This is a genomic window from Curtobacterium sp. NPDC089991 (genome assembly GCF_044748425.1).
In the GTDB taxonomy this organism is placed as follows: Bacteria; Actinomycetota; Actinomycetes; order Actinomycetales; family Microbacteriaceae; genus Curtobacterium.
Genome location: NZ_JBIVGB010000001.1, coordinates 719442 through 737549, shown reverse-complemented (window position 1 = coordinate 737549; position 18108 = coordinate 719442). Strand labels below are relative to the sequence as shown.

Below are 18108 nucleotides of genomic sequence, written 5' to 3'. Positions count from 1 at the left end.
GCGCGCCGCCGATCGGTCGCGACCGCCCGCTCACGTTCGCCGAGTGGTCACGTTCTGTCGGCCGACCGCGCTCCGGGCGACGGAAGGTGACCACTCGGCGTCCGGCTGGCGGGGAGTCGTGACCGACCCACGGCCCGCCGCCCCGCACGCAGCGGACGCAGAACGGCCCCGCACCGATCGGTGCGGGGCCGTTGTCGTGCGCGCGTCAGCGGCGGCCGAGCGCCTTCCACGCGAGCGGCACGATGCCCGCGGCGATGAGCGCCTTCGCGATCCCACCGACGATGAACGGGTACAGGCCGGCGGCGAGCACCGACTGCACGTCGTTCGGTGCGCCGAGCTGCCCGAGCACGACCGCCAGGTACGGCAGGCCGGTCACGAACGGGATGGCACTCGCGAGCAGCATCGCGACGGCTGCGCGCCCGAAGTGCCGGTCCCAGTTGCGGCGGGCCAGCCAACCGACGACGCCCGCGGCGGGGATGAACCCGATGACGTAGCCGAAGCTCGGCACGGCCAGGGCCTGCAGGCCGCCGGTCATGTCGGCGAAGAACGGCGCACCCGCCAGGCCGGCGACGGCGTAGACGAGCAGCGAGAGCATGCCGCGGCGGGCACCCAGGGTCGCGCCGACGAGGACGACGGCGAGCGTCTGCCCGGTGATCGGGACCGGCCACATCGGGACCTCGAGCTGTGCCATCGCAGCGGTGAACAGGGCTCCGCCGGCGACGAGGGCGGCGTTCGTGGCCAGCCCGTGCGTCTCCAGACGGTCGGCGAGGACTGCGCGGGGAGCGAACCCGGTGGCGTTCGTCATGGATTCTCCTAGAATGGACTGCTGGTCCCGTTCGGAACCATCGGTCCCGTCAGCGTAGCGGTGCACCTCACGCACACGTCGTTGTGCAAACCCACCAACTGATTGGACGTCCACTGTGCTTGCCGTGCACGAACTCGAGATCCGCGTCGGAGCTCGTCTCCTCATGGAAGACGTGTCCTTCCGTGTCGAGAAGGGCGAGAAGATCGGACTCGTCGGCCGCAACGGCGCGGGGAAGACGACGATGACCAAGGCCCTCGCGGGCGAGACGCAGCCGAACGGCGGCACGATCGACCGCGGTGGTGAGATCGGCTACCTGCCGCAGGACCCGCGCTCCGGCGACCCGGAGGAGACCGCACGCAAGCGCATCCTCGACGCCCGCGGGCTCGGTGAGCTCGTGGAGGGCATCCGCCTCGCCACGCTCGACATGGCGAGCGAGGACACCGCCGTCGCCGAGAAGGCGATGCGCCGGTACAGCCGACTCGACGACCAGTTCAACGCGCTCGGCGGCTACGCGGCCGAGGCCGAGGCGGCGTCGATCGCGTCGAACCTCAAGCTGCCGGACCGCATCCTCGACCAGCAGCTCAAGACCCTGTCCGGTGGTCAGCGTCGTCGCATCGAGCTCGCGCGGATCTTGTTCTCGGATGCCGAGACGATGATCCTCGACGAGCCCACGAACCACCTCGACGCCGACTCGGTCGTGTGGCTGCGCGAGCACCTGAAGACCTACCCCGGTGGCGTCATCATCATCTCCCACGACGTCGAGCTCGTGGAAGAGGTCGTCAACCGCGTGTTCTACCTCGACGCCAACCGCCAGACCATCGACATCTACAACATGGGCTGGAAGCTCTACCAGCGGCAGCGCGTCGCCGACGAGGAGCGTCGTCGCAAGGAGCGCGCCGGCGCCGAGAAGAAGGCCGCGACGTTGAAGGACCAGGCCGCTCGGTTCGGGGCGAAGGCCTCGAAGGCCGCCGCGGCGCACCAGATGGTCGCGCGTGCCGACAAGCTGCTCGCGGGCCTCGAGGACGAACGCGTCGCCGACCGGGTCGCCAAGATCCGCTTCCCCACGCCGGCCCCCTGCGGCCGCACGCCACTGATGGCCGAGGGGCTGTCGAAGTCCTACGGATCGCTCGAGATCTTCGCGGGAGTCGACCTGGCGATCGACCGCGGTTCGCGCGTTGTCATCCTCGGGTTCAACGGTGCCGGCAAGACGACGCTGCTCCGGATCCTCGCGGGTGCCGACCTGCCCGATACCGGTGAGATCCAGCCCGGCCACGGTCTGCGCATCGGGTACTACGCGCAGGAGCACGAGAACATCGACATCAACCGCACCGTGATCGAGAACATGGTGTCGGCGTCGACCGACCTCAACGAGACCGAGGCCCGTCGCGTGCTCGGTTCGTTCCTGTTCACCGGGGACGACGGCTACAAGAAGGCCGGGGTCCTGTCCGGCGGTGAGAAGACGCGTCTGTCGCTCGCGATGATCGTCGTCTCGGGCGCGAACGTGCTGCTGCTCGACGAACCGACGAACAACCTGGACCCGGCGTCGCGCGAGGAGATCCTCAACGCCCTCGCGGGGTTCGAGGGCGCCGTCGTCCTGGTGTCGCACGACGCCGGTGCCGTCGAGGCGCTCAACCCCGAGCGCGTGCTGCTCCTGCCGGACGGCACCGAGGACCACTGGAACAAGGACTACGCGGAGCTCATCGAGCTCGCCTAGCGGGCGGTCACGACACCCCGCTCAGGTTCGCCGAGTGGTCACCATGTGTCGTCGCCGTCGCCGGCGAGCGACGGTTCGTGACCGCTCGGCGGCACGCGTGCGAGCGCGTCGTGACCAGCGGCCGGGCGGCGTGCGGTGGTCGACGTGACCGTAGGACGGACGGGAGGCCCGTGGCGACGCCGCCACGGGCCTCCCGTCCGCTGTCCCGTCGGTCAAGGCAACCCGCTCACGTCCGCCGAGTGGTCACCACGTGGCGTCACCGGCGTCGACGGGCGACGGTTCGTGACCGCTCGGCGGCGCGCCCGCGGCGAGCGGCCCGGCGCAGCGCGTCAGCGGCGGGACGCGATCAGGTCGTCCTCGATCTCGGCGTCGGTCTTCGGCTTGGCGTCCTTGCGGCGCTGCCGCTCCTGGGCGCGCTCGCGTTCCTCCGGGTCGTCCTGGTTGAGGTTCCGGTACTCCTGCACCATCACGTACGCCAGGAACCCGAAGCCGCCGGCCGCGAACAGGAACCACTGGATGAAGTAGCTCAGGTGCAGGCCGGTGTCGGCAGTGGGACGCTCCCAGCCGAGTGGGCGCGCCTCGGTCGGTGCGGGGGACTCGGAGGCGAGCTCGCCGTACGCACCCGTCCAGATCGGGGTGTCGACCTTCTTCGCGACGTCGGCCAGGGTCACCGACTGCACCTGGTCCGTGTGCGCGGGGTCGGTACGGCCGGGGATCCGGGGCTCGCTCTGCTGCAGCCGGACGATCGCCGTGACGTCGCCCGACGGGGGAGCGGGTACGTGGTCGGGGGCGTCCTGCGCGTTGCCGGTGGGGACCCAGCCGCGGTCGACGATGAACGCGCGGCCGTCGTCGGTGATCAGGGGGGTGAGGACCTCGAAGCCGGGCTGGCCGTTGTGCACGCGGTTGCGGACGAGCAGCTGCGCGTCGATGTCGTAGCGGCCGGTCACGGAGACGCGGAGCCACTCCTGCTCGTCCTGCCAGCTCGACGCCGTCGGCAGCGCCTGGTCGAGGGGGATCGGGGTGTGGTCGTAGTTCTGGGCGACCTGCTCGTTCTGACGCACGGCTTCGTTGCGGCGGTCCCACTGCCACATGCCGAACAGGGCGCAGACGATCGCGAAGGCCACGGCGATCGCGAAGTACCCGAGCCAGCGGCGACTCCGGACGAAGTGCCAGCCGACGAAGGGCTCGTCCGGGTCCTGGGTGGGGCGTTCGTCGTCCGGCACGGAGCGACGGGCGTGGTCGGCGGCGCGCTGCAGCTTGGCAGCGTGCTTCCGGCCGTACCGGGAGTGCGGGTCGAAGTCGTCGGTCATCGACCGGTGCCGGTGGAGCGCACCCCGACGTCGTTCTTCGGCGACGAGGCGGGGTCGCGTTCGTCGTCGAGCCGGTCGACGTCCTCGTGCATGCCGGTGACGCGCACCGGGAAGGTGCGGGACCGCAGGTAGTCGGCGAGGAAGTCGCGGTGCTCCTCGCACGCGGCCCAGATCTTCACGCGGTCGGCGGAGTGGATCCGGGGGTTGCGCCAGTTCACCCGCCACGCTGCCGTGTTGGAGCAGCCGGCTCGGGAGCAGACTGGGGTCGAGCCCGGTTCGGTGTGCAGGTCGAAGGTCGCGCCCATCAGCGGGGTCCCCACATCTTCGAGCGGTCGCCGTTGCGCTGCCACTCGTCCTGCGCGTGCTGAGCCTGCTGCCGGAGGCGGTCCTGCTCGTCGCGGTAGGCCTGGGCCCGGTCCTCTTCCTGCTGCTCGCGGAGGCCGGGGTCGACGGCGTCGTAGAGCTGCATCGCACCGGCAGGCGAGATCATGTCGCTCTCGGTCCGGCTGCCGGCGTTCGCGACGATCACGGCGACCCAGGGGATCACGGCGGCGAGGACGATGGGCACGACGGCGATCCAGGAGTGCCAGATGGAGTAGACGAGCACGGCCACGACGAAGAGGACGACGCGGATCGCCATCTGCCACACGTAGCGGGACAGGCGGTGCGCCCGGTCCAGCTCCGGCGAATCCGGGAGCGTGGTGATGCTGGTGTGCGTGCTCTTCATACAGATGGTCTCCGTCTACCCGTGGTCCAGCCTAAGCCTCCGGGGCCGATCGTGGGTGCGCCGCGCGCGAACGGGCTGCGGTGCTGGCTCCGCTACGCTCGTTCGGGCGTGTCCGCCGACCCGTCGGCACGACACGACCGCACACCACCACCGAACGGAGCGACCATGAGCACCCCCCGTACCGTCCTGATCACCGGCGGCAACCGCGGCATCGGCCATGCCCTCGCCGAGCGTTTCGTCGCCGCCGGGCACCGCGTCGCGGTCACGTCGCGCAGCGGACAGGGCGGACCCGAAGGGGCCCTCACCGTGCAGGCCGACATCACCGACACGGCCTCGGTGGACGCCGCCTTCACACAGGTCGAAGCCGAGCTCGGACCGATCGAGGTGCTCGTGGCCAACGCCGGCATCACGAACGACCAGCTGCTGCTCCGCATGTCCGAGGACGACTTCACGAGCGTCGTCGACACCAACCTGACCGGCACGTTCCGGGTCGTGAAGCGCGCGACCAAGGGCATGATGAAGGCGAAGTTCGGTCGCATCGTGCTCATGTCGAGCGTTGTCGGCGCCTACGGCCAGATCGGCCAGGTCAACTACGCGTCGTCGAAGGCCGCCCTGGTCGGCATGGCCCGGTCGATCACCCGTGAGCTCGGCTCGCGTGGCATCACCGCCAACGTCGTCGCGCCCGGGTTCATCCAGACCGACATGACGGCCGCGCTGTCCGAGGAGCTGCAGGCCGAGTTCAAGAAGGCGATCCCGGCGGCCCGGTACGGCACGGTCGACGACGTCGCCGACGCCACGCTGTTCCTGGCGAGCGACGGGGCCGGCTACGTCTCCGGCGCGATCATCCCGGTCGACGGCGGCCTCGGCATGGGCCACTAGCCAGCCTGCGCGTCGTTTCGTGCTCAGCGACGGTTCACGGGTGCTCGCGCACGTGAGGTGTCGCTGAGCGCGAAGAACCGGACGGTCCGCTCAGCCGCGCAGGCCGAGCGTCGCGAGCACGGCGGACAGGTCGCGGTCCACGACGGCGACGTCCGCCTGCTCCCGCACGCGCGGCTTCGCGTCGAACGCCACCGACAGGGCGGCGACGCGCATCATCTCGAGGTCGTTCGCCCCGTCGCCGATCGCGACGGTGCGGACCGCGTCCACGCCGTCGGCCTCGGCCCACTCGCGCAGGGCGACGGCCTTGGCGTGCGCGTCCACGACGTCGCCGAGCACACGTCCGGTCAGCACGCCGTCGGCCACCTCGAGTCGGTTCGCCCGGCAGTGGTCGAGACCGAGATGCTCGGCGAACGGGTCGAGGACCTCGTGGAACCCGCCGGACACGACGCCGACGGTCCCACCGGCGGCGTGCACGCCGCGGACGAGTTGGTCGGCACCCCGCGTCACGCGGACCGCCTGCTGTGCGCGTCGGAAGACGTCGACCGGGAGGCCCGCCAGGGTCGCGACACGCTCCCGGAGGCTCTCGGCGAAGTCGATCTCCCCGCGCATGGCGCGCTCCGTGATCGCCGCGACCTGTGGCCGGGTCCCGGCGGTGTCCGCGAGGAGTTCGATCACCTCGTCCTCGAGGAGGGTGGAATCGGCATCGAGGACGACGAGGAAGCGGGGCACGGACCAACGGTACCGACAGACGGAGGCACGGCCCTCGTCCGTGACGCGAGCCGTGCCTCCTGACCGGTTCCCCGGGTCGTCCTAAGCGTCGACGCGGACGCCCTTGCCGACCACGGTGATGCCCGACTCGGTCACGGTGAAGCCGCGGGCCTCGTCGGCCTCACGGTCGATGCCGACCTGCGCACCCGGCGCGATGACGACGTCCTTGTCCAGGATCGCCCGGTTCACGACCGAACCGGCGCCGATCGTCGCCCGCTCGAACACGATCGAGTCGAGGACCTTCGCGCCGGAGTCGATCCCGCACCACGGGCCGATCATGCTGCGTTCGACCTGTGCGCCCGACACCAGGCAGCCGAGCGACACGAGCGAGTCGACCGTCGAGCCGGTGTTGCCGTTGGCGTCCCGCACGAACTTCGCCGGCGGCAGGTTCGTCTGCTGGTTGAAGATCGGCCAGTCCTGGTTGTACAGGTTGAAGACCGGCACCGGGGCGATGAGGTCCATGTGCGCGTCGAAGAACGAGTCGATCGTCCCCACGTCGCGCCAGTAGTACTTGTCACGGTCGGTGGACCCGGGGACCTCGTTGCGCTGCAGGTCGTAGACCCCGGCGTCGCCGCGGTCCACGAAGTCGGGGACGATGTCGCCGCCCATGTCGTGCGCGGACGACTCGACCTGGCCGTCGCGGAGCACCGCGTCGACGAGGGCGTCCGCGTTGAACACGTAGTTGCCCATCGAGGCGAGGACCTCGCCAGGGGAGTCAGCGAGCCCGACCGGGTTCTTCGGCTTCTCGAGGAAGGCGTCGATCTTCGTCGGGTCGTCGGCGTCCACCTGGATGACGCCGAACTGGTCGGCGAGCTCGATGGGCTGACGGATCGCCGCGACGGTGGCGCTGCGACCCGAGGCGATGTGCGCCTCGACCATCTGGTGGAAGTCCATCCGGTACACGTGGTCGGCGCCGACCACGACGACGATGTCGGGACGCTCGTCGCGGAGCAGGTTGAGCGACTGCAGGATCGCGTCGGCCGAGCCGGCGAACCAGCGCTTGCCGAGTCGCTGCTGCGCGGGGACCGACGCCACGTAGGACCCGAGCAGGCCCTCCATGCGCCAGGTCTCGGCGACGTGCCGGTCGAGACTGTGCGACTTGTACTGGGTGAGGACGACGATCTTCTGCAGACCGGAGTTCACCAGGTTCGACAGCGCGAAGTCGATGAGACGGAAGTTCCCGCCGAACGGGACTGCGGGCTTCGCCCGGTCGGCCGTGAGCGGCATGAGCCGTTTCCCCTCGCCGCCAGCGAGCACGATGCCGAAGACCTTCTTTGGTGCCATGCCGCTCACAGTAGGCGTCAGCACTGGGAACCGGTTACCTTGAACCCGTGCGAGTCGATCTACTGACCAGGGAGTATCCGCCGGAGGTCTACGGCGGAGCGGGTGTCCACGTGGCCGAACTGACTGCTGCGTTGCGGTCGGGGACCGACACCGACGTCCGGGTCCGGGCCTTCGGGGCCTTCCGCGACGAAGCCGACGTCTGGGGGTACCGCACGCCGGCCGGCCTCGAACAGGCGAACGGTGCACTGCAGGCGCTCGGCACCGACGTGGCCATCGCCGCCGACGTCGAGGGCGCCGATCTCGTGCACTCGCACACTTGGTACGCGAACTCGGCGGGCCGGATCGCGCAGTTGACCTACGGGATCCCCCACGTCGTCACGGCGCACAGCCTCGAGCCGCTCCGCCCGTGGAAGGCCGAGCAGCTCGGCGGCGGCTACCGCCTGTCGAGCTGGATGGAACGCGAGGCGTTCGAGAACGCCGACGGTGTCATCGCGGTGTCGAAGGCCATGCGCGCCGACATCCTGCGCTCGTACCCGTCGATCGACCCGTCGAAGGTGCACGTCGTCTACAACGGCATCGACATCGACGCCTGGAAGCCGCAGGTCGACGAGGACGCCGTCCGCGCCCTCGGCATCGACCCGTCGCGCCCCAGCGTCGTCTTCGTCGGTCGCATCACCCGGCAGAAGGGCCTGCCCTACCTGCTCCGCGCCGTGGCGTCGCTCCCCGAGGACGTCCAGATCGTGCTGTGCGCCGGTGCCCCGGACACCCCGGAGATCCTCGCCGAGGTCACCGGGCTGGTCGAGGGCCTGCGTGAGCAGCGCGAGGGCGTCGTCTGGATCGACCGGATGCTCGCGCACGAGGAGATCGTGAACGTGCTGTCCTCGGGCACGGTGTTCGTGTGCCCGTCGATCTACGAACCGCTCGGCATCGTGAACCTCGAGGCCATGGCGTGCGGCATCCCCGTCGTCGGCACCGGCACCGGGGGCATCCCCGAGGTCGTCGCGGACGGTTTCACGGGTCGCATCGTGCCGATCGACCAGGCGCAGGACGGCACGGGCACCCCGACCGACCCCGACAAGTACGTGGCGGACCTGGCCGCGACCCTCAACGAGGTGCTCGCCGACGAGGGTCTCGCGAAGCTCATGGGCCGCGCCGGACGCCTGCGCGTCGAGTCCGAGTTCACCTGGGACGCGATCGCCACGAGGACACGGCAGGTCTACGACGAGGTGCTCGGCCGGACCCCGTAGGCTGGTCGCATGCCCTCGGTCGTGCGCTTGTCAGACGTCTCCGTGGTCCGCAACGGGGCCATCATCCTCGACTCGATCTCGTGGGGGGTGCAGGACGACGAACGCTGGGTCGTGCTCGGTGCGAACGGCGCCGGCAAGACCACGCTGCTGCAGGTCGCCGGTGCCCAGACGTTCCCGACCTCGGGTGACGTCGAGGTGCTCGGCACCGAGCTGGGCGGCGCCGACCTGTTCGAGCTCCGCCCGCGCATCGGCTTCGCGTCGACCGCCCTGGCCCGTCGCATCCCGGTGACCGAGAAGGTCATCGACGTCGTGCTGACGGCCGCGTACTCAGTCACGGGTCGCTGGAACGAGGAGTACGAGGAGCTCGACGTCCGCCGTGCTCAGCGCGTGCTCGAGGAGTGGGGCCTGGGGTCGTTCACCGACCGCACCTTCGGCGAGCTGAGCGACGGCGAGCAGAAGCGCGTCCAGATCGCCCGTGCCGTCATGACCGACCCGGAGATCCTGTTCCTGGACGAACCGGCCGCCTCGCTCGACCTCGGTGCCCGTGAGAGCCTCGTCCGCACCCTCGGCGGCTACGCCCAGAGCGCCGACTCGCCGGCCATCGTGATCGTCACCCACCACGTCGAGGAGATCCCTGCCGGGTTCACCCACGCGCTGGTGCTCGCCGACGGCCACGTGCAGGCCGCCGGGCCCATCGACGAGGTCCTGACCGACCAGACCCTGACCGAAGCGTTCGGCATCGCGCTGTCCGTCACGAAGGACGCCGGTCGGTACACGGCGCGCGCGTCCTAGCGCTGCGATCGCGCCGTCCGTCTGGTAACGTTGACGGCTGGCGCAAGCCGATGACTTCCCGCGCATCTCGCGCAATCCCACCACCGCTACCGCTATCGAGGAAACTCCATGAAGACCGACACCCACCCCGAGTACCGCGCCATCGTCTTCCGTGACCTGGCCTCCGGTGAGACCTTCCTGACGCGTTCGACCGCGAACAGCGACAAGACGATCGAGCTCGACGGTGCCACCTACCCGGTGATCGACGTCGAGATCTCGTCCGCTTCGCACCCGTTCTACACGGGCAAGCAGCGCATCCTCGACTCGGCCGGTCGCGTCGAGAAGTTCAACCAGCGCTTCAAGGGCTTCTCCAAGTAGTCCTTCGGCAACAGCAGAACGGGCGGTCCTCCTTCGGGAGGACCGCCCGTTCTGCGTCGTGCGGCCGGTGCGCGGGTCAGGCGCCGTTGCGGTGCGGCCAGCGACCGTCGGCGGTGAAGGACGGGTCGCGCTTCTTGCGCATGTACTCCTGGAACGAGGTCGCCTGCTCGGCGCACCACCCGACCTGCTTGCGGTGGAGTTCCTCTGCCGAGATGCCGAGCTCGTCCTGGTACTTGCCGGCGATGGCCTGGGCGACCCGACCTGCGGCGATGGCGTCGGCGCCGGCGTCGTGTGCGTCGTCGAGGGTGACGCCGTACAGCTCGGACGCCGCCTCGAGCGTGCGCTTGCCCTTGCGGAAGGTGTCGAGCGCCTTGTCGATCACGAGCGGGTCGACGACGTTGCCGATGACGGGGGAGGCGAACCCGTGTCGCTTTGCCTCGCGGTCGAGGACCGTCAGGTCGTACGGCGCGTTGTAGATCACCAGCGGGATGCCGCGGGCGAACACCGCCTCGATCGCGGCGATGATCTCGGCGACGACCTCGGCCGCGGGTCGCCCCTCGGCCTGGGCGCGCTCGGTGGTGTAGCCGTGCACGGCCGCGGCGCCCTCGGGGATCGCGATGCCCGGGTCGGCGATCCACGCACCCTCGGCGATGGAGGCACCCGTCATGTCGATGAGGCCGACGTGCGCCGTGACGATCCGCGCCGTCTCGACGTCGACACCGGTGGTCTCGAGGTCGAAGACGCCGAGGGCGTGCCACCAGGGGCGTCCGGAGAGGTCCTGCGCCGGGGCGGGCGTGTCGAGCTGTGCTGTCGGATCCAGCTGTGCTGTGGGGAACGTCACGCGGTCAGGCTAACGGGACGCACCGACACGACCGGTGCTACCCGACCGGCGCGCCGACGTGCAGCCAGTAGAACGACTGCGTCCCGAGGGTCAGCGTGACGGTGCCGTCCTCGTCGAACGCGGGGAACGAACCGCCGCCGAACAGGTCGTAGAGCGGCCGACCGGCGAACTCCGGCGCCGACACCGTGACCGACGTCGGGTTCGTGGCGAACGAGAACACGCACAGCACGTCCTCCGCCGACGGCCCGAACTGCTGACCGGAGCCCTCCCACGAGCGCACGAACGCCAGCACCGACTCGTTCGAGGTCTCCTGCACGTGCAGGGTCCCGAGCCCGAACACCGGGTGGGCCTTCCGCACGTGGATGACGTTGCGCACCCAGTGCAGCAGGGAGCGGGACTGGGCGAGCTGCGCCTCGACGTTGACCTGCGCGTAGTTGTACACGAGCGACTGCACCACGGGCAGGTAGAGCTTGCCCGGGTCTGCCGTGGAGAACCCGGCGTTGCGGTCGGGGGTCCACTGCATCGGCGTGCGGGACGAGTCGCGGTCGGGCAGCCAGATGTTGTCGCCCATCCCGATCTCGTCGCCGTAGTACAGGAACGGCGAGCCCGGCAGCGAGAACAGCAGCGCGTGGATGAGCTCGAGTTCGGCCCGCGAGTTGTCGAGCAGGGGAGCGAGCCGGCGCCGGATGCCGATGTTCGAGCGCATCCGGGGGTCGTAGCCGTACCAGCCGTACATGGCCTGCCGGTACTCCTCGCTGACCATCTCGAGCGTGAGCTCGTCGTGGTTGCGGAGGAACACGCCCCAGGCTGCCGCGGACGGCACGTCGAGCGTCTCCGACAGGATCGCCGACAGCTCCTTGGCGTGCTGGGCACGGAGCGAGTAGAAGATGCGGGGCATCACCGGGAAGTCGAACGCCATGTGGCACTCGGGCTCCTCGTCGGTGCCGAAGAAGGCGGCGGTCTCGCGCGGCCACTGGTTCGCCTCGGCGAGCAGGACACGGCCGGGGTACTCGTCGTCCACCATCGCGCGCATCTTCTTGATGAACTCGTGGGTCTCCGGTTCGCCCTCGCCGTTGCCCTCTTCGGACTCGAACAGGTACGGGATCGCGTCGAGCCGCAGACCGTCGACACCGAGGTCGAGCCAGTGCCGCACGACGTCGTACACGGCCTCGACCACCGCGGGGTTCTCGAAGTTCAGGTCGGGCTGGTGCGAGAAGAACCGGTGGAAGAAGAACTGCCGCCGGACCGGGTCGAACGTCCAGTTCGACTCCTCGGTGTCGACGAAGATCACCCGGATGTTCGGGTACTCCTCGTCGGTGTCCCGCCAGACGTAGAAGTCACCGAAGGGGCCGTCGGGGTCCTCGCGGGACTGCTGGAACCACTCGTGCTGGTCGCTGGTGTGGTTGATCACCATGTCGATGACGATGCGCATGTTGCGCTCGTGCGACTTCGTGACGAGCTCGCGGAAGTCGTCGAGCGTGCCGAACTCCGGCAGGATCGCCTTGTAGTCGGCGATGTCGTACCCGCCGTCGCGCATCGGCGACTGGAAGAACGGCGGCAGCCACAGGGCGTCGACGCCGAGCCACTGCAGGTAGTCGAGCTTGCCGATCACGCCCTGCAGGTCACCGATCCCGTCGCCGTTCGAATCGACGAACGAGCGGATCATGCACTCGTAGAAGACCGAGCGCTTGTACCACTGCGGGTCGAGCGTCAGGCCGGGCAGCTGGATCGGGGCTGTGAAGGTCACCGTGCTCCTCGTCGTCATCGACGGGCCCGTCGACGGCCCGCCCCGGACACGATAGGCGCGCGATGCTGCGGGTGTCCGGGGTTTCGTGCGGTTGTCTTCGTAGACTGGCGCCGATGCAACCGCCCGTGCTCTCCCCGTACCAGTCGCTCATGGCCGCCACCCCGGTGGTCCACCGGTCCGTGCAGGTCGACGGCCGAACCACGCACTACTGGGAGTACGGGCCGTCCGACGCGACGCAGACCGTCCTGGCGGTGCACGGGTTCCGCGGCGACCACCACGGCCTCGAGACGATCGCCGCGCACCTGCAGGACGTCCGCGTGATCGTGCCCGACCTGCCCGGCTTCGGCGTGTCCGACCCGTTGCCGGTGTCGGACATCGAGTCGTACGTCGGCTGGCTGCGCGCGTTCCACGAGGCGCTCGGGCTCGGCCGCGACGCCGTCGTCCTCGGCCACTCGTTCGGGTCGATCGTGGTGTCCGCCACCGTGGCTGCCGGGCTCGACACCCGGCTGCTCGTCCTCGTGAACCCGATCGCCGCCCCGGCGCTGCAGGGACCCCGCGCGGTGGGCACCGGGATCGCGATCGGCTACTACAAGGCCGGCGCGGTGCTGCCGAAGCCGATCGGGCTCGGGATCCTGCGGAACGCCGCCATCGTGCGGGTGATGAGCATCGCGATGCTCAAGTCGCACGACCGGGGGATGCGCCGCTGGGTGCACGACCAGCACGACCGGTACTTCTCGGCCTTCGCGAACCGCACGAGCGTGCTCGAGGCGTTCCGCACCTCGGTCACCCATGACGTGTCCGAGTACGCGGACCGCATCGACGTGCCGGTGCTGATGATCGCCGCGGAGCACGACGACATCACGGCCGTCCCCGAGCAACGCGCCCTGGCCGCCCGCCTCCGCGATGCCGAACTCGTGGTCATCCCCGGGGTCGGGCACCTGGTGCACTACGAGACACCGGCACCGGCCGCTGCGGCGGTGCTGCGCCGGATGGCGGACACGGCCGCGCGCCCTGGACGGGGCCGCGGCACCAAGGCGGGCCGATCGTCGGGCGCGGGCCGGGCCTCCCGGACGACCGCGACGAAGACGACGGCGAGCGACGCGAAGGAGACCGACGCGTGACGCGCCTGCGGATCGGCATCGACTGCCGCTACGTCCGGATCGGTCGGCACGACGGCATCAGCCGCTTCACCGCCGGAGTGGCCTGGAACCTGCCCGACCGGCACGACGTCGTGCTGCTCGTCCACGACGAGCGCCAGCTCGAGTCGCTGCCGCGCGACCTGCCGTGGGAGCTGCTGCCGGCACCCACCGACGCGGGGGAGCCGCTCGTCGCACGGCGGGTGAACCGGCTCGGCCTCGACGCGGTGTTCTCGCCGATGCAGACGATGGGCTCGCGGGGGCGCGACTACGCACTCGTGCTCACCCTGCACGACCTGATCTACTACCGGAACCGGACACCTCCGCGCGAGTTCTCGTGGCCGCTCCGGCTCGGGTGGCGCGCGTTCCACCTGTCGTGGGTGCCGCAGCGCGTCCTGCTGAACGGCGCCGACGGGGTGGTCACGGTGTCCGAGACCACCGCGGGGCTCATCGCCGAGCACCGGCTGACGAAGCGTCCGGTGACGGTGGCGTACAACGCTGCCGACCCGGCGGCTCCGCGTGCGGCGGGTGCGCCGCGGGAGCGCTCGCTCGTCTACATGGGGTCGTTCATGCCGTACAAGAACGTCGAGACGCTGGCGGCCGCGCTGCCGCTCCTCGGAGCGGACTGGACCCTGCACTGCATGTCGCGGGTGTCCGACGCCGACCGCGCACGGATCGAGGGGCTCGCGCCGACCGGCTCGATCGTGTTCCACGACGGTGCGACCGACGAGGAGTACCTGTCGGTGCTCCGATCCGCCACGGCCCTGGCGACGGCGTCGTACGACGAGGGCTTCGGCATCCCGCTGGTCGAGGCGATGGGCGTCGGGACCCCGGTCGTCGTGAGCGACATCCCGATCTTCCGCGAGATCGGGGGCGATGCGGCCGAGTACTTCGACCCGGCGTCGCCGTCGGCGGTGGCGGCTGCGGTGCGGCGGGTCGAGGAGCGGTGGGACGAGGCCTCGGCGCAGTCGGTCGAGCGGGCCGCGCGGTTCCGGTGGCAGGACTCGGCGGAGCAGGTCGTGCGGGCGGTCGAGCGGGCCGTGGCCGACCGGCGCGCGCGGTAGCGGGGGGCGCGACGCGCGCACGCGGTTTGCGACAGACCACGCGTCGATCGACTCGTGGATTGACGCAGAACGCGCGCGGGTCGTGCTACTTCGCCGCGACCACCTCGACGCTCGCCCCGGGGAACACCTTGTGCGTCTCCTCGGTCACCCGCGCCACGATCGGCGGGACGGCGGCCCCTCGCCCCGGGGTCTCGACGACGATCGACTGCTCGGCGGCGCGGTCCGACGGCGTGCCACCGCGTTCCCACGAGCAGCGGACGGCCGTGACCCCGCCGATGTGGTCGAGCGTGTCCGCCAGCACCAGGCGCTTCGCGGTCACCGTGCGCGAGTCGGAAACGCCCACCTCGAGGGTGCCGAGGTCGGCGATCGCGACGACCCGGACGCCGTTGCCGCCGGCCGAGTCGGTCGCGCGGCTCAGCGTCTCGACCAGGTCGGTGCGCGCGGCAGGGTCGAGCGACGGGTCGGCCGTGATCGTCGCGGTGGCGTCGTAGCTCGCGAAGCCGGTCTTCTCGGCCGGGTGGTGGCGGACCTCGGTGACGCCCGGCACGTCGGCGAGCCGGTCGTCGAGGCGGTCGAGTGCCAGGTCCGGCCGGGGGAACACGCCGCCGATGCCGGTCTGGACGCTGCCGATGATGGTACCGAGCACGAGGGCGATCACCCCGGCGACCACGACGGTGCTGCCGCCGATGACGAGCCAGGTGCGTGCCCGTTGCCCCATCGTGCGTGTCTGCACGCTGGCGGTCTCGGGGCCGAAGGCACGGTCGAGGTCGTCGTCCTGCTGGTCAGTGGCTTGCCAGCCACCCGGGTCGGTTCCGTCGGTCACCATGTCGCCCCCTGGTTCGGGTGCGTCGGAGCCTAGTCGCAGGACGGCCGCGCCGTCCGCGCACTGTGGTGCGGGAGCCGCTCGGCGCCCCGTCCGCGCAGGGCGCTCCTCAGCCCCGGCGTTCCAGCGGGTTCTGGTAGTCGAACGCGTACCGCCCGGGTCCGTCCGAGACGTCGTCGATCGGGTCGTCGAAGCGGACGAGCTCCGCGTGGAAGCGTTCGGGGTCCCAGCGGAACGAGTGGATCGAGCCGTTGCGGATCGGGGTGGCGTGCCGGTCGGCGGTGCCGGGCGCCGCCTCGTTGACCACGCTCCGGATCACCGCGCCGTGGGTGGCGACGACCACGACCCCGCCGTCGAAGCGCACCGCGATCTCACCGAGCGTCTCGGTGATGCGGGCGAGCAGCGCGGACCGGGACTCGCGGCCCGGGATGTCGTCGTGTGGGTACTCCGCCGTGACCTCGGTGTCGGTGAGCCCCTCGGCGTCGCCGTAGGAGCGTTCGGCCAGCCCGGCGTACGTCACGGGTGCCGCGAGGCCGAGCCGGTCGGCGATGATCGTCCCGGTCTCGGCGGCGCGGGACAGCGGCGAGGCGACGACGGCTTCGAACTGCCGGCGGGTGAGGAGTTCGGCGGCCTCGGCGGCCTGTCGCCGCCCGGTGTCGTTGAGCGGGATGTCGGTGGAACCCTGGATGCGGCGCTGCGCGTTCCAGTCGGTCTCACCGTGCCGGACCAGGTACAGGAGCGTCGTCACCCGTCGATCATCCCAGACGCCGCGGTACCGGCTGCCGCGGGACCCGACCCCAGCCGCTCGGCCAGGTGCACCAGCGTCTCGGTCGTCCCGCCGTCGAGCTTCACGGCGGCACGGCGGTCGCTGCGGGTCGCACCGCGGTTCACGATGACCACCGGGTTCTTGCGGCGGGCAGCGTGGTCGACGAGCCGCACGCCGGAGTTCACCGTCAGCGACGACCCCACCACGAGCAGCGCCTCGGCGTCGGCGACGATCGACACCGCCTCGTGGAACTTCTCGGTGGGCACGAACTCGCCGAAGAAGACGACGTCGGGCTTGAGCATCCCGCCGCACACCGAGCAGTCCGGCACCACGAAGCGCTCGACGTCGGTGATCTCGACGTCGCCGTCGGGCTGCAGCTGCACCGAGCCGGGCTCGTCGATCCACGGGTTGGCGCGGTCGATGGTCGTGGCGAGGTCGGCGCGGGAGAACACCTGCCCGCACGTCAGGCAGAGGGCGCGGTCCATCGACCCGTGGATCTCGACCACGCGGCGGGACCCGGCGCGCAGGTGCAGGCCGTCGACGTTCTGCGTGATGACGCCCGTGACGACACCGGCGTCCTCGAGGGCGGCGAGCGCCCGGTGCCCCTCGTTCGGTCGGGCGGCGGCGAAGCTCCGCCAGCCGAGGTGCGAGCCGGCCCAGTACCGCTGCCGTTTGGCGGCGTCGGCGCGGAACTCCTGGAAGGTCATCGGCTTGCGCACGACCCGCCCGGCGCCGCGGTAGTCGGGGATGCCGGAGTCGGTGCTCAGGCCGGCCCCGGAGAGCACGGCGACGCGCTTGCCGGCGAGCACCTCGAGCACGCGGTCGAGGTCCGCCGCGGTCGGCAGACCGGTCGGCGCCCCGGTGGGCGGTCCGGTCGTCGACGCAGCATCATCCAGCACCCTGTTCACGGTACCCTCAACAGCCGACCGTCCCGGTCGCTTCCCCCTTCGGCGAGACGCGGCGAGACACCAGCTGGCCCACCACCTGCACCACACCGAAACGAGCCCCGTGCACCCCGTCCGCATCGACTCCCTCGACGACCCCCGCCTCGACGACTTCGCCCGTCTGACCGACGTGGCGCTCCGCCGGGTGAGCGAACCGGAGGGCGGCCTGTACATCGCCGAGTCGAACACGGTCATCGAGCGCGCGGTCCGTGCCGGGCACACCCCGCGGAGCATCCTGGTGCAGGAGAAGTGGCTCGACAGCGTGCTGCCCCTGGTCGCGGAGCACGACGGCCCGGTCTTCGTGGGCCCGGACGCCCTGCTCGAGGAGCTCACCGGCTTCCGCATGCACCGTGGCGCGATCGCCGCCGTGCAGCGCCCCGAGCTGCCGACCGTCGCCGAGGTGGTCCGTGACGCGAAGCTCGTCGTCGTGCTCGAGGACATCGTCGACCACACCAACGTCGGCGCCGTCTTCCGTAGCGTCGCCGGTCTCGGCGCCGACGCCGTGCTGGTCAGCCCGCGCTGCGCGGACCCGCTGTACCGCCGGAGCGTCCGGGTGAGCATGGGCACGGTCCTGCAGGTCCCGTGGACCCGGATCGGTGACTGGCCGGCAGCGGGCGAGGAGCTCCGTGCGCAGGGCTTCCACCTCGCCGCGATGGCGCTGACCGACGAGTCGGTCGACCTCGCCGAGTTCGTCCGCGACGTCCCCGGCAAGGTCGCGCTCGTGATGGGCACCGAGGGGCAGGGACTGACGCCCGCCGCGATCGCGTCGGCCGACACCACGGTGCGGATCCCGATGGCGCACGGCGTCGACTCGCTCAACATCGCTGCGGCGAGCGCCGTCGGTCTGTGGGCGGTCACGCACGCCCAGCGGCTCGCTTCCTAGCCACGCCACGGGCGGACCGGG

The 18108-nt window shown here is 70.8% G+C and carries 19 protein-coding genes; 8 read left to right on the top strand and 11 right to left on the bottom strand.

The features are described from left to right. Positions 1–205: 205 nt before the first annotated feature. Positions 206–805 (bottom strand): biotin transporter BioY, encoded by a 600-nt coding sequence (locus tag ACIPV1_RS03565; protein ID WP_402725769.1) that lies wholly within the window; start codon positions 803–805, stop codon positions 206–208. A 115-nt stretch (positions 806–920) separates the two neighbouring features. Here ACIPV1_RS03565 and ACIPV1_RS03560 point away from each other — a divergent pair, with 115 nt between their 5' ends. Then, entirely contained in the window at positions 921–2519 is a 1599-nt protein-coding gene (locus ACIPV1_RS03560; protein ID WP_123294378.1) for an ABC-F family ATP-binding cassette domain-containing protein, read from the top strand. 329 nt (positions 2520–2848) lie between these two features. On the opposite strand, the gene ACIPV1_RS03555 is transcribed toward ACIPV1_RS03560, so the two are convergent. The 3 genes from ACIPV1_RS03555 to ACIPV1_RS03545 are packed head-to-tail and all read right to left on the bottom strand — an operon-like array spanning position 2849 to position 4556. Then, entirely contained in the window at positions 2849–3829 is a 981-nt protein-coding gene (locus ACIPV1_RS03555; protein ID WP_402725768.1) for an SURF1 family protein, read from the bottom strand. Continuing rightward, positions 3826–4134: a hypothetical protein gene (locus ACIPV1_RS03550; protein ID WP_374114431.1), complete on the bottom strand. Its 309-nt coding sequence runs from the start codon at positions 4132–4134 to the stop codon at positions 3826–3828. Before ACIPV1_RS03550 ends, ACIPV1_RS03555 begins: the two co-directional genes overlap by 4 nt. Continuing rightward, positions 4134–4556, bottom strand: a complete 423-nt coding sequence (locus tag ACIPV1_RS03545) for a DUF3099 domain-containing protein (RefSeq protein ID WP_123294380.1) — start codon at positions 4554–4556, stop codon at positions 4134–4136. The genes ACIPV1_RS03550 and ACIPV1_RS03545 overlap by 1 nt, the downstream gene beginning before the upstream one ends. A 165-nt stretch (positions 4557–4721) precedes the next feature. Between ACIPV1_RS03545 and fabG the strand changes: the two genes are divergently transcribed. Beyond that, positions 4722–5435, top strand: a complete 714-nt coding sequence (gene fabG, locus ACIPV1_RS03540; RefSeq protein WP_071403764.1) for a 3-oxoacyl-ACP reductase FabG — start codon at positions 4722–4724, stop codon at positions 5433–5435. A gap of 90 nt (positions 5436–5525) precedes the next feature. On the opposite strand, the gene serB is transcribed toward fabG, so the two are convergent. Both serB and glgC read right to left on the bottom strand, forming a co-directional pair. Continuing rightward, complete coding sequence (gene serB / locus ACIPV1_RS03535) at positions 5526–6164, bottom strand: phosphoserine phosphatase SerB (protein ID WP_402725767.1); 639 nt, start codon at positions 6162–6164, stop codon at positions 5526–5528. Between the two features lie 81 nt (positions 6165–6245). Continuing rightward, on the bottom strand, positions 6246–7487 hold the full coding sequence (gene glgC / locus ACIPV1_RS03530; protein WP_123294454.1) for a glucose-1-phosphate adenylyltransferase: 1242 nt from the start codon (positions 7485–7487) through the stop codon (positions 6246–6248). Between the two features lie 47 nt (positions 7488–7534). Between glgC and glgA the strand changes: the two genes are divergently transcribed. From glgA to ACIPV1_RS03515, 3 genes are all read left to right on the top strand, one after another. Continuing rightward, positions 7535–8734: a glycogen synthase gene (gene glgA, locus ACIPV1_RS03525; protein ID WP_131880186.1), complete on the top strand. Its 1200-nt coding sequence runs from the start codon at positions 7535–7537 to the stop codon at positions 8732–8734. A 9-nt stretch (positions 8735–8743) separates the two neighbouring features. Continuing rightward, positions 8744–9526 (top strand): ABC transporter ATP-binding protein, encoded by a 783-nt coding sequence (locus ACIPV1_RS03520; protein ID WP_402725766.1) that lies wholly within the window; start codon positions 8744–8746, stop codon positions 9524–9526. Between the two features lie 108 nt (positions 9527–9634). Beyond that, positions 9635–9883, top strand: a complete 249-nt coding sequence (locus tag ACIPV1_RS03515) for a type B 50S ribosomal protein L31 (RefSeq protein ID WP_017887280.1) — start codon at positions 9635–9637, stop codon at positions 9881–9883. Between the two features lie 76 nt (positions 9884–9959). Here the strand turns inward: ACIPV1_RS03515 and ACIPV1_RS03510 are convergent, their stop codons facing one another. Further along, positions 9960–10703: a 3'-5' exonuclease gene (locus tag ACIPV1_RS03510; protein WP_123339893.1), complete on the bottom strand. Its 744-nt coding sequence runs from the start codon at positions 10701–10703 to the stop codon at positions 9960–9962. A gap of 58 nt (positions 10704–10761) precedes the next feature. Beyond that, positions 10762–12471 (bottom strand): maltose alpha-D-glucosyltransferase, encoded by a 1710-nt coding sequence (gene treS, locus ACIPV1_RS03505; protein ID WP_111084171.1) that lies wholly within the window; start codon positions 12469–12471, stop codon positions 10762–10764. 113 nt (positions 12472–12584) lie between these two features. On the opposite strand from treS, the gene ACIPV1_RS03500 reads away from it, so the two are divergent. Next, positions 12585–13592, top strand: a complete 1008-nt coding sequence (locus ACIPV1_RS03500; protein ID WP_402725765.1) for an alpha/beta fold hydrolase — start codon at positions 12585–12587, stop codon at positions 13590–13592. A gap of 5 nt (positions 13593–13597) precedes the next feature. After that, a complete protein-coding gene (locus ACIPV1_RS03495; RefSeq protein WP_159571301.1) occupies positions 13598–14671 on the top strand; it encodes a glycosyltransferase in 1074 nt (357 codons plus the stop codon). Between the two features lie 85 nt (positions 14672–14756). Here the strand turns inward: ACIPV1_RS03495 and ACIPV1_RS03490 are convergent, their stop codons facing one another. The 3 genes from ACIPV1_RS03490 to ACIPV1_RS03480 form a co-directional block, all read right to left on the bottom strand. Further along, entirely contained in the window at positions 14757–15497 is a 741-nt protein-coding gene (locus ACIPV1_RS03490) for a hypothetical protein (RefSeq protein ID WP_123937868.1), read from the bottom strand. A 106-nt stretch (positions 15498–15603) separates the two neighbouring features. Beyond that, positions 15604–16242 (bottom strand): histidine phosphatase family protein, encoded by a 639-nt coding sequence (locus ACIPV1_RS03485; RefSeq protein WP_402725764.1) that lies wholly within the window; start codon positions 16240–16242, stop codon positions 15604–15606. After that, the gene (locus ACIPV1_RS03480) at positions 16239–17159 is read right to left on the bottom strand and encodes a Sir2 family NAD-dependent protein deacetylase (RefSeq protein ID WP_402725763.1); all 921 of its coding nucleotides are present in this window, start codon (positions 17157–17159) and stop codon (positions 16239–16241) included. The genes ACIPV1_RS03485 and ACIPV1_RS03480 overlap by 4 nt, the downstream gene beginning before the upstream one ends. Before the next feature lie 109 nt (positions 17160–17268). On the opposite strand from ACIPV1_RS03480, the gene ACIPV1_RS03475 reads away from it, so the two are divergent. Beyond that, positions 17269–18087 carry an RNA methyltransferase gene (locus ACIPV1_RS03475; protein WP_111083984.1) on the top strand — a complete coding sequence of 273 codons (819 nt, stop codon included), beginning with the start codon at positions 17269–17271 and terminating at the stop codon, positions 18085–18087. The last annotated feature ends 21 nt before the right edge of the window (positions 18088–18108 follow it).

Bases quoted from the DNA above. Each gene is read 5' to 3' on its own strand.
- ACIPV1_RS03565 (WP_402725769.1), bottom strand. From the start codon at position 805: ATGACGAACGCCACCGGGTTCGCTCCCCGCGCAGTCCTCGCCGACCGT.
- ACIPV1_RS03555 (WP_402725768.1), bottom strand. From the start codon at position 3,829: ATGACCGACGACTTCGACCCGCACTCCCGGTACGGCCGGAAGCACGCT.
- ACIPV1_RS03550 (WP_374114431.1), bottom strand. From the start codon at position 4,134: ATGGGCGCGACCTTCGACCTGCACACCGAACCGGGCTCGACCCCAGTC.
- ACIPV1_RS03545 (WP_123294380.1), bottom strand. From the start codon at position 4,556: ATGAAGAGCACGCACACCAGCATCACCACGCTCCCGGATTCGCCGGAG.
- fabG (WP_071403764.1), top strand. From the start codon at position 4,722: ATGAGCACCCCCCGTACCGTCCTGATCACCGGCGGCAACCGCGGCATC.
- glgC (WP_123294454.1), bottom strand. From the start codon at position 7,487: ATGGCACCAAAGAAGGTCTTCGGCATCGTGCTCGCTGGCGGCGAGGGG.
- ACIPV1_RS03520 (WP_402725766.1), top strand. From the start codon at position 8,744: ATGCCCTCGGTCGTGCGCTTGTCAGACGTCTCCGTGGTCCGCAACGGG.
- ACIPV1_RS03515 (WP_017887280.1), top strand. From the start codon at position 9,635: ATGAAGACCGACACCCACCCCGAGTACCGCGCCATCGTCTTCCGTGAC.
- ACIPV1_RS03500 (WP_402725765.1), top strand. From the start codon at position 12,585: ATGCAACCGCCCGTGCTCTCCCCGTACCAGTCGCTCATGGCCGCCACC.
- ACIPV1_RS03490 (WP_123937868.1), bottom strand. From the start codon at position 15,497: ATGGTGACCGACGGAACCGACCCGGGTGGCTGGCAAGCCACTGACCAG.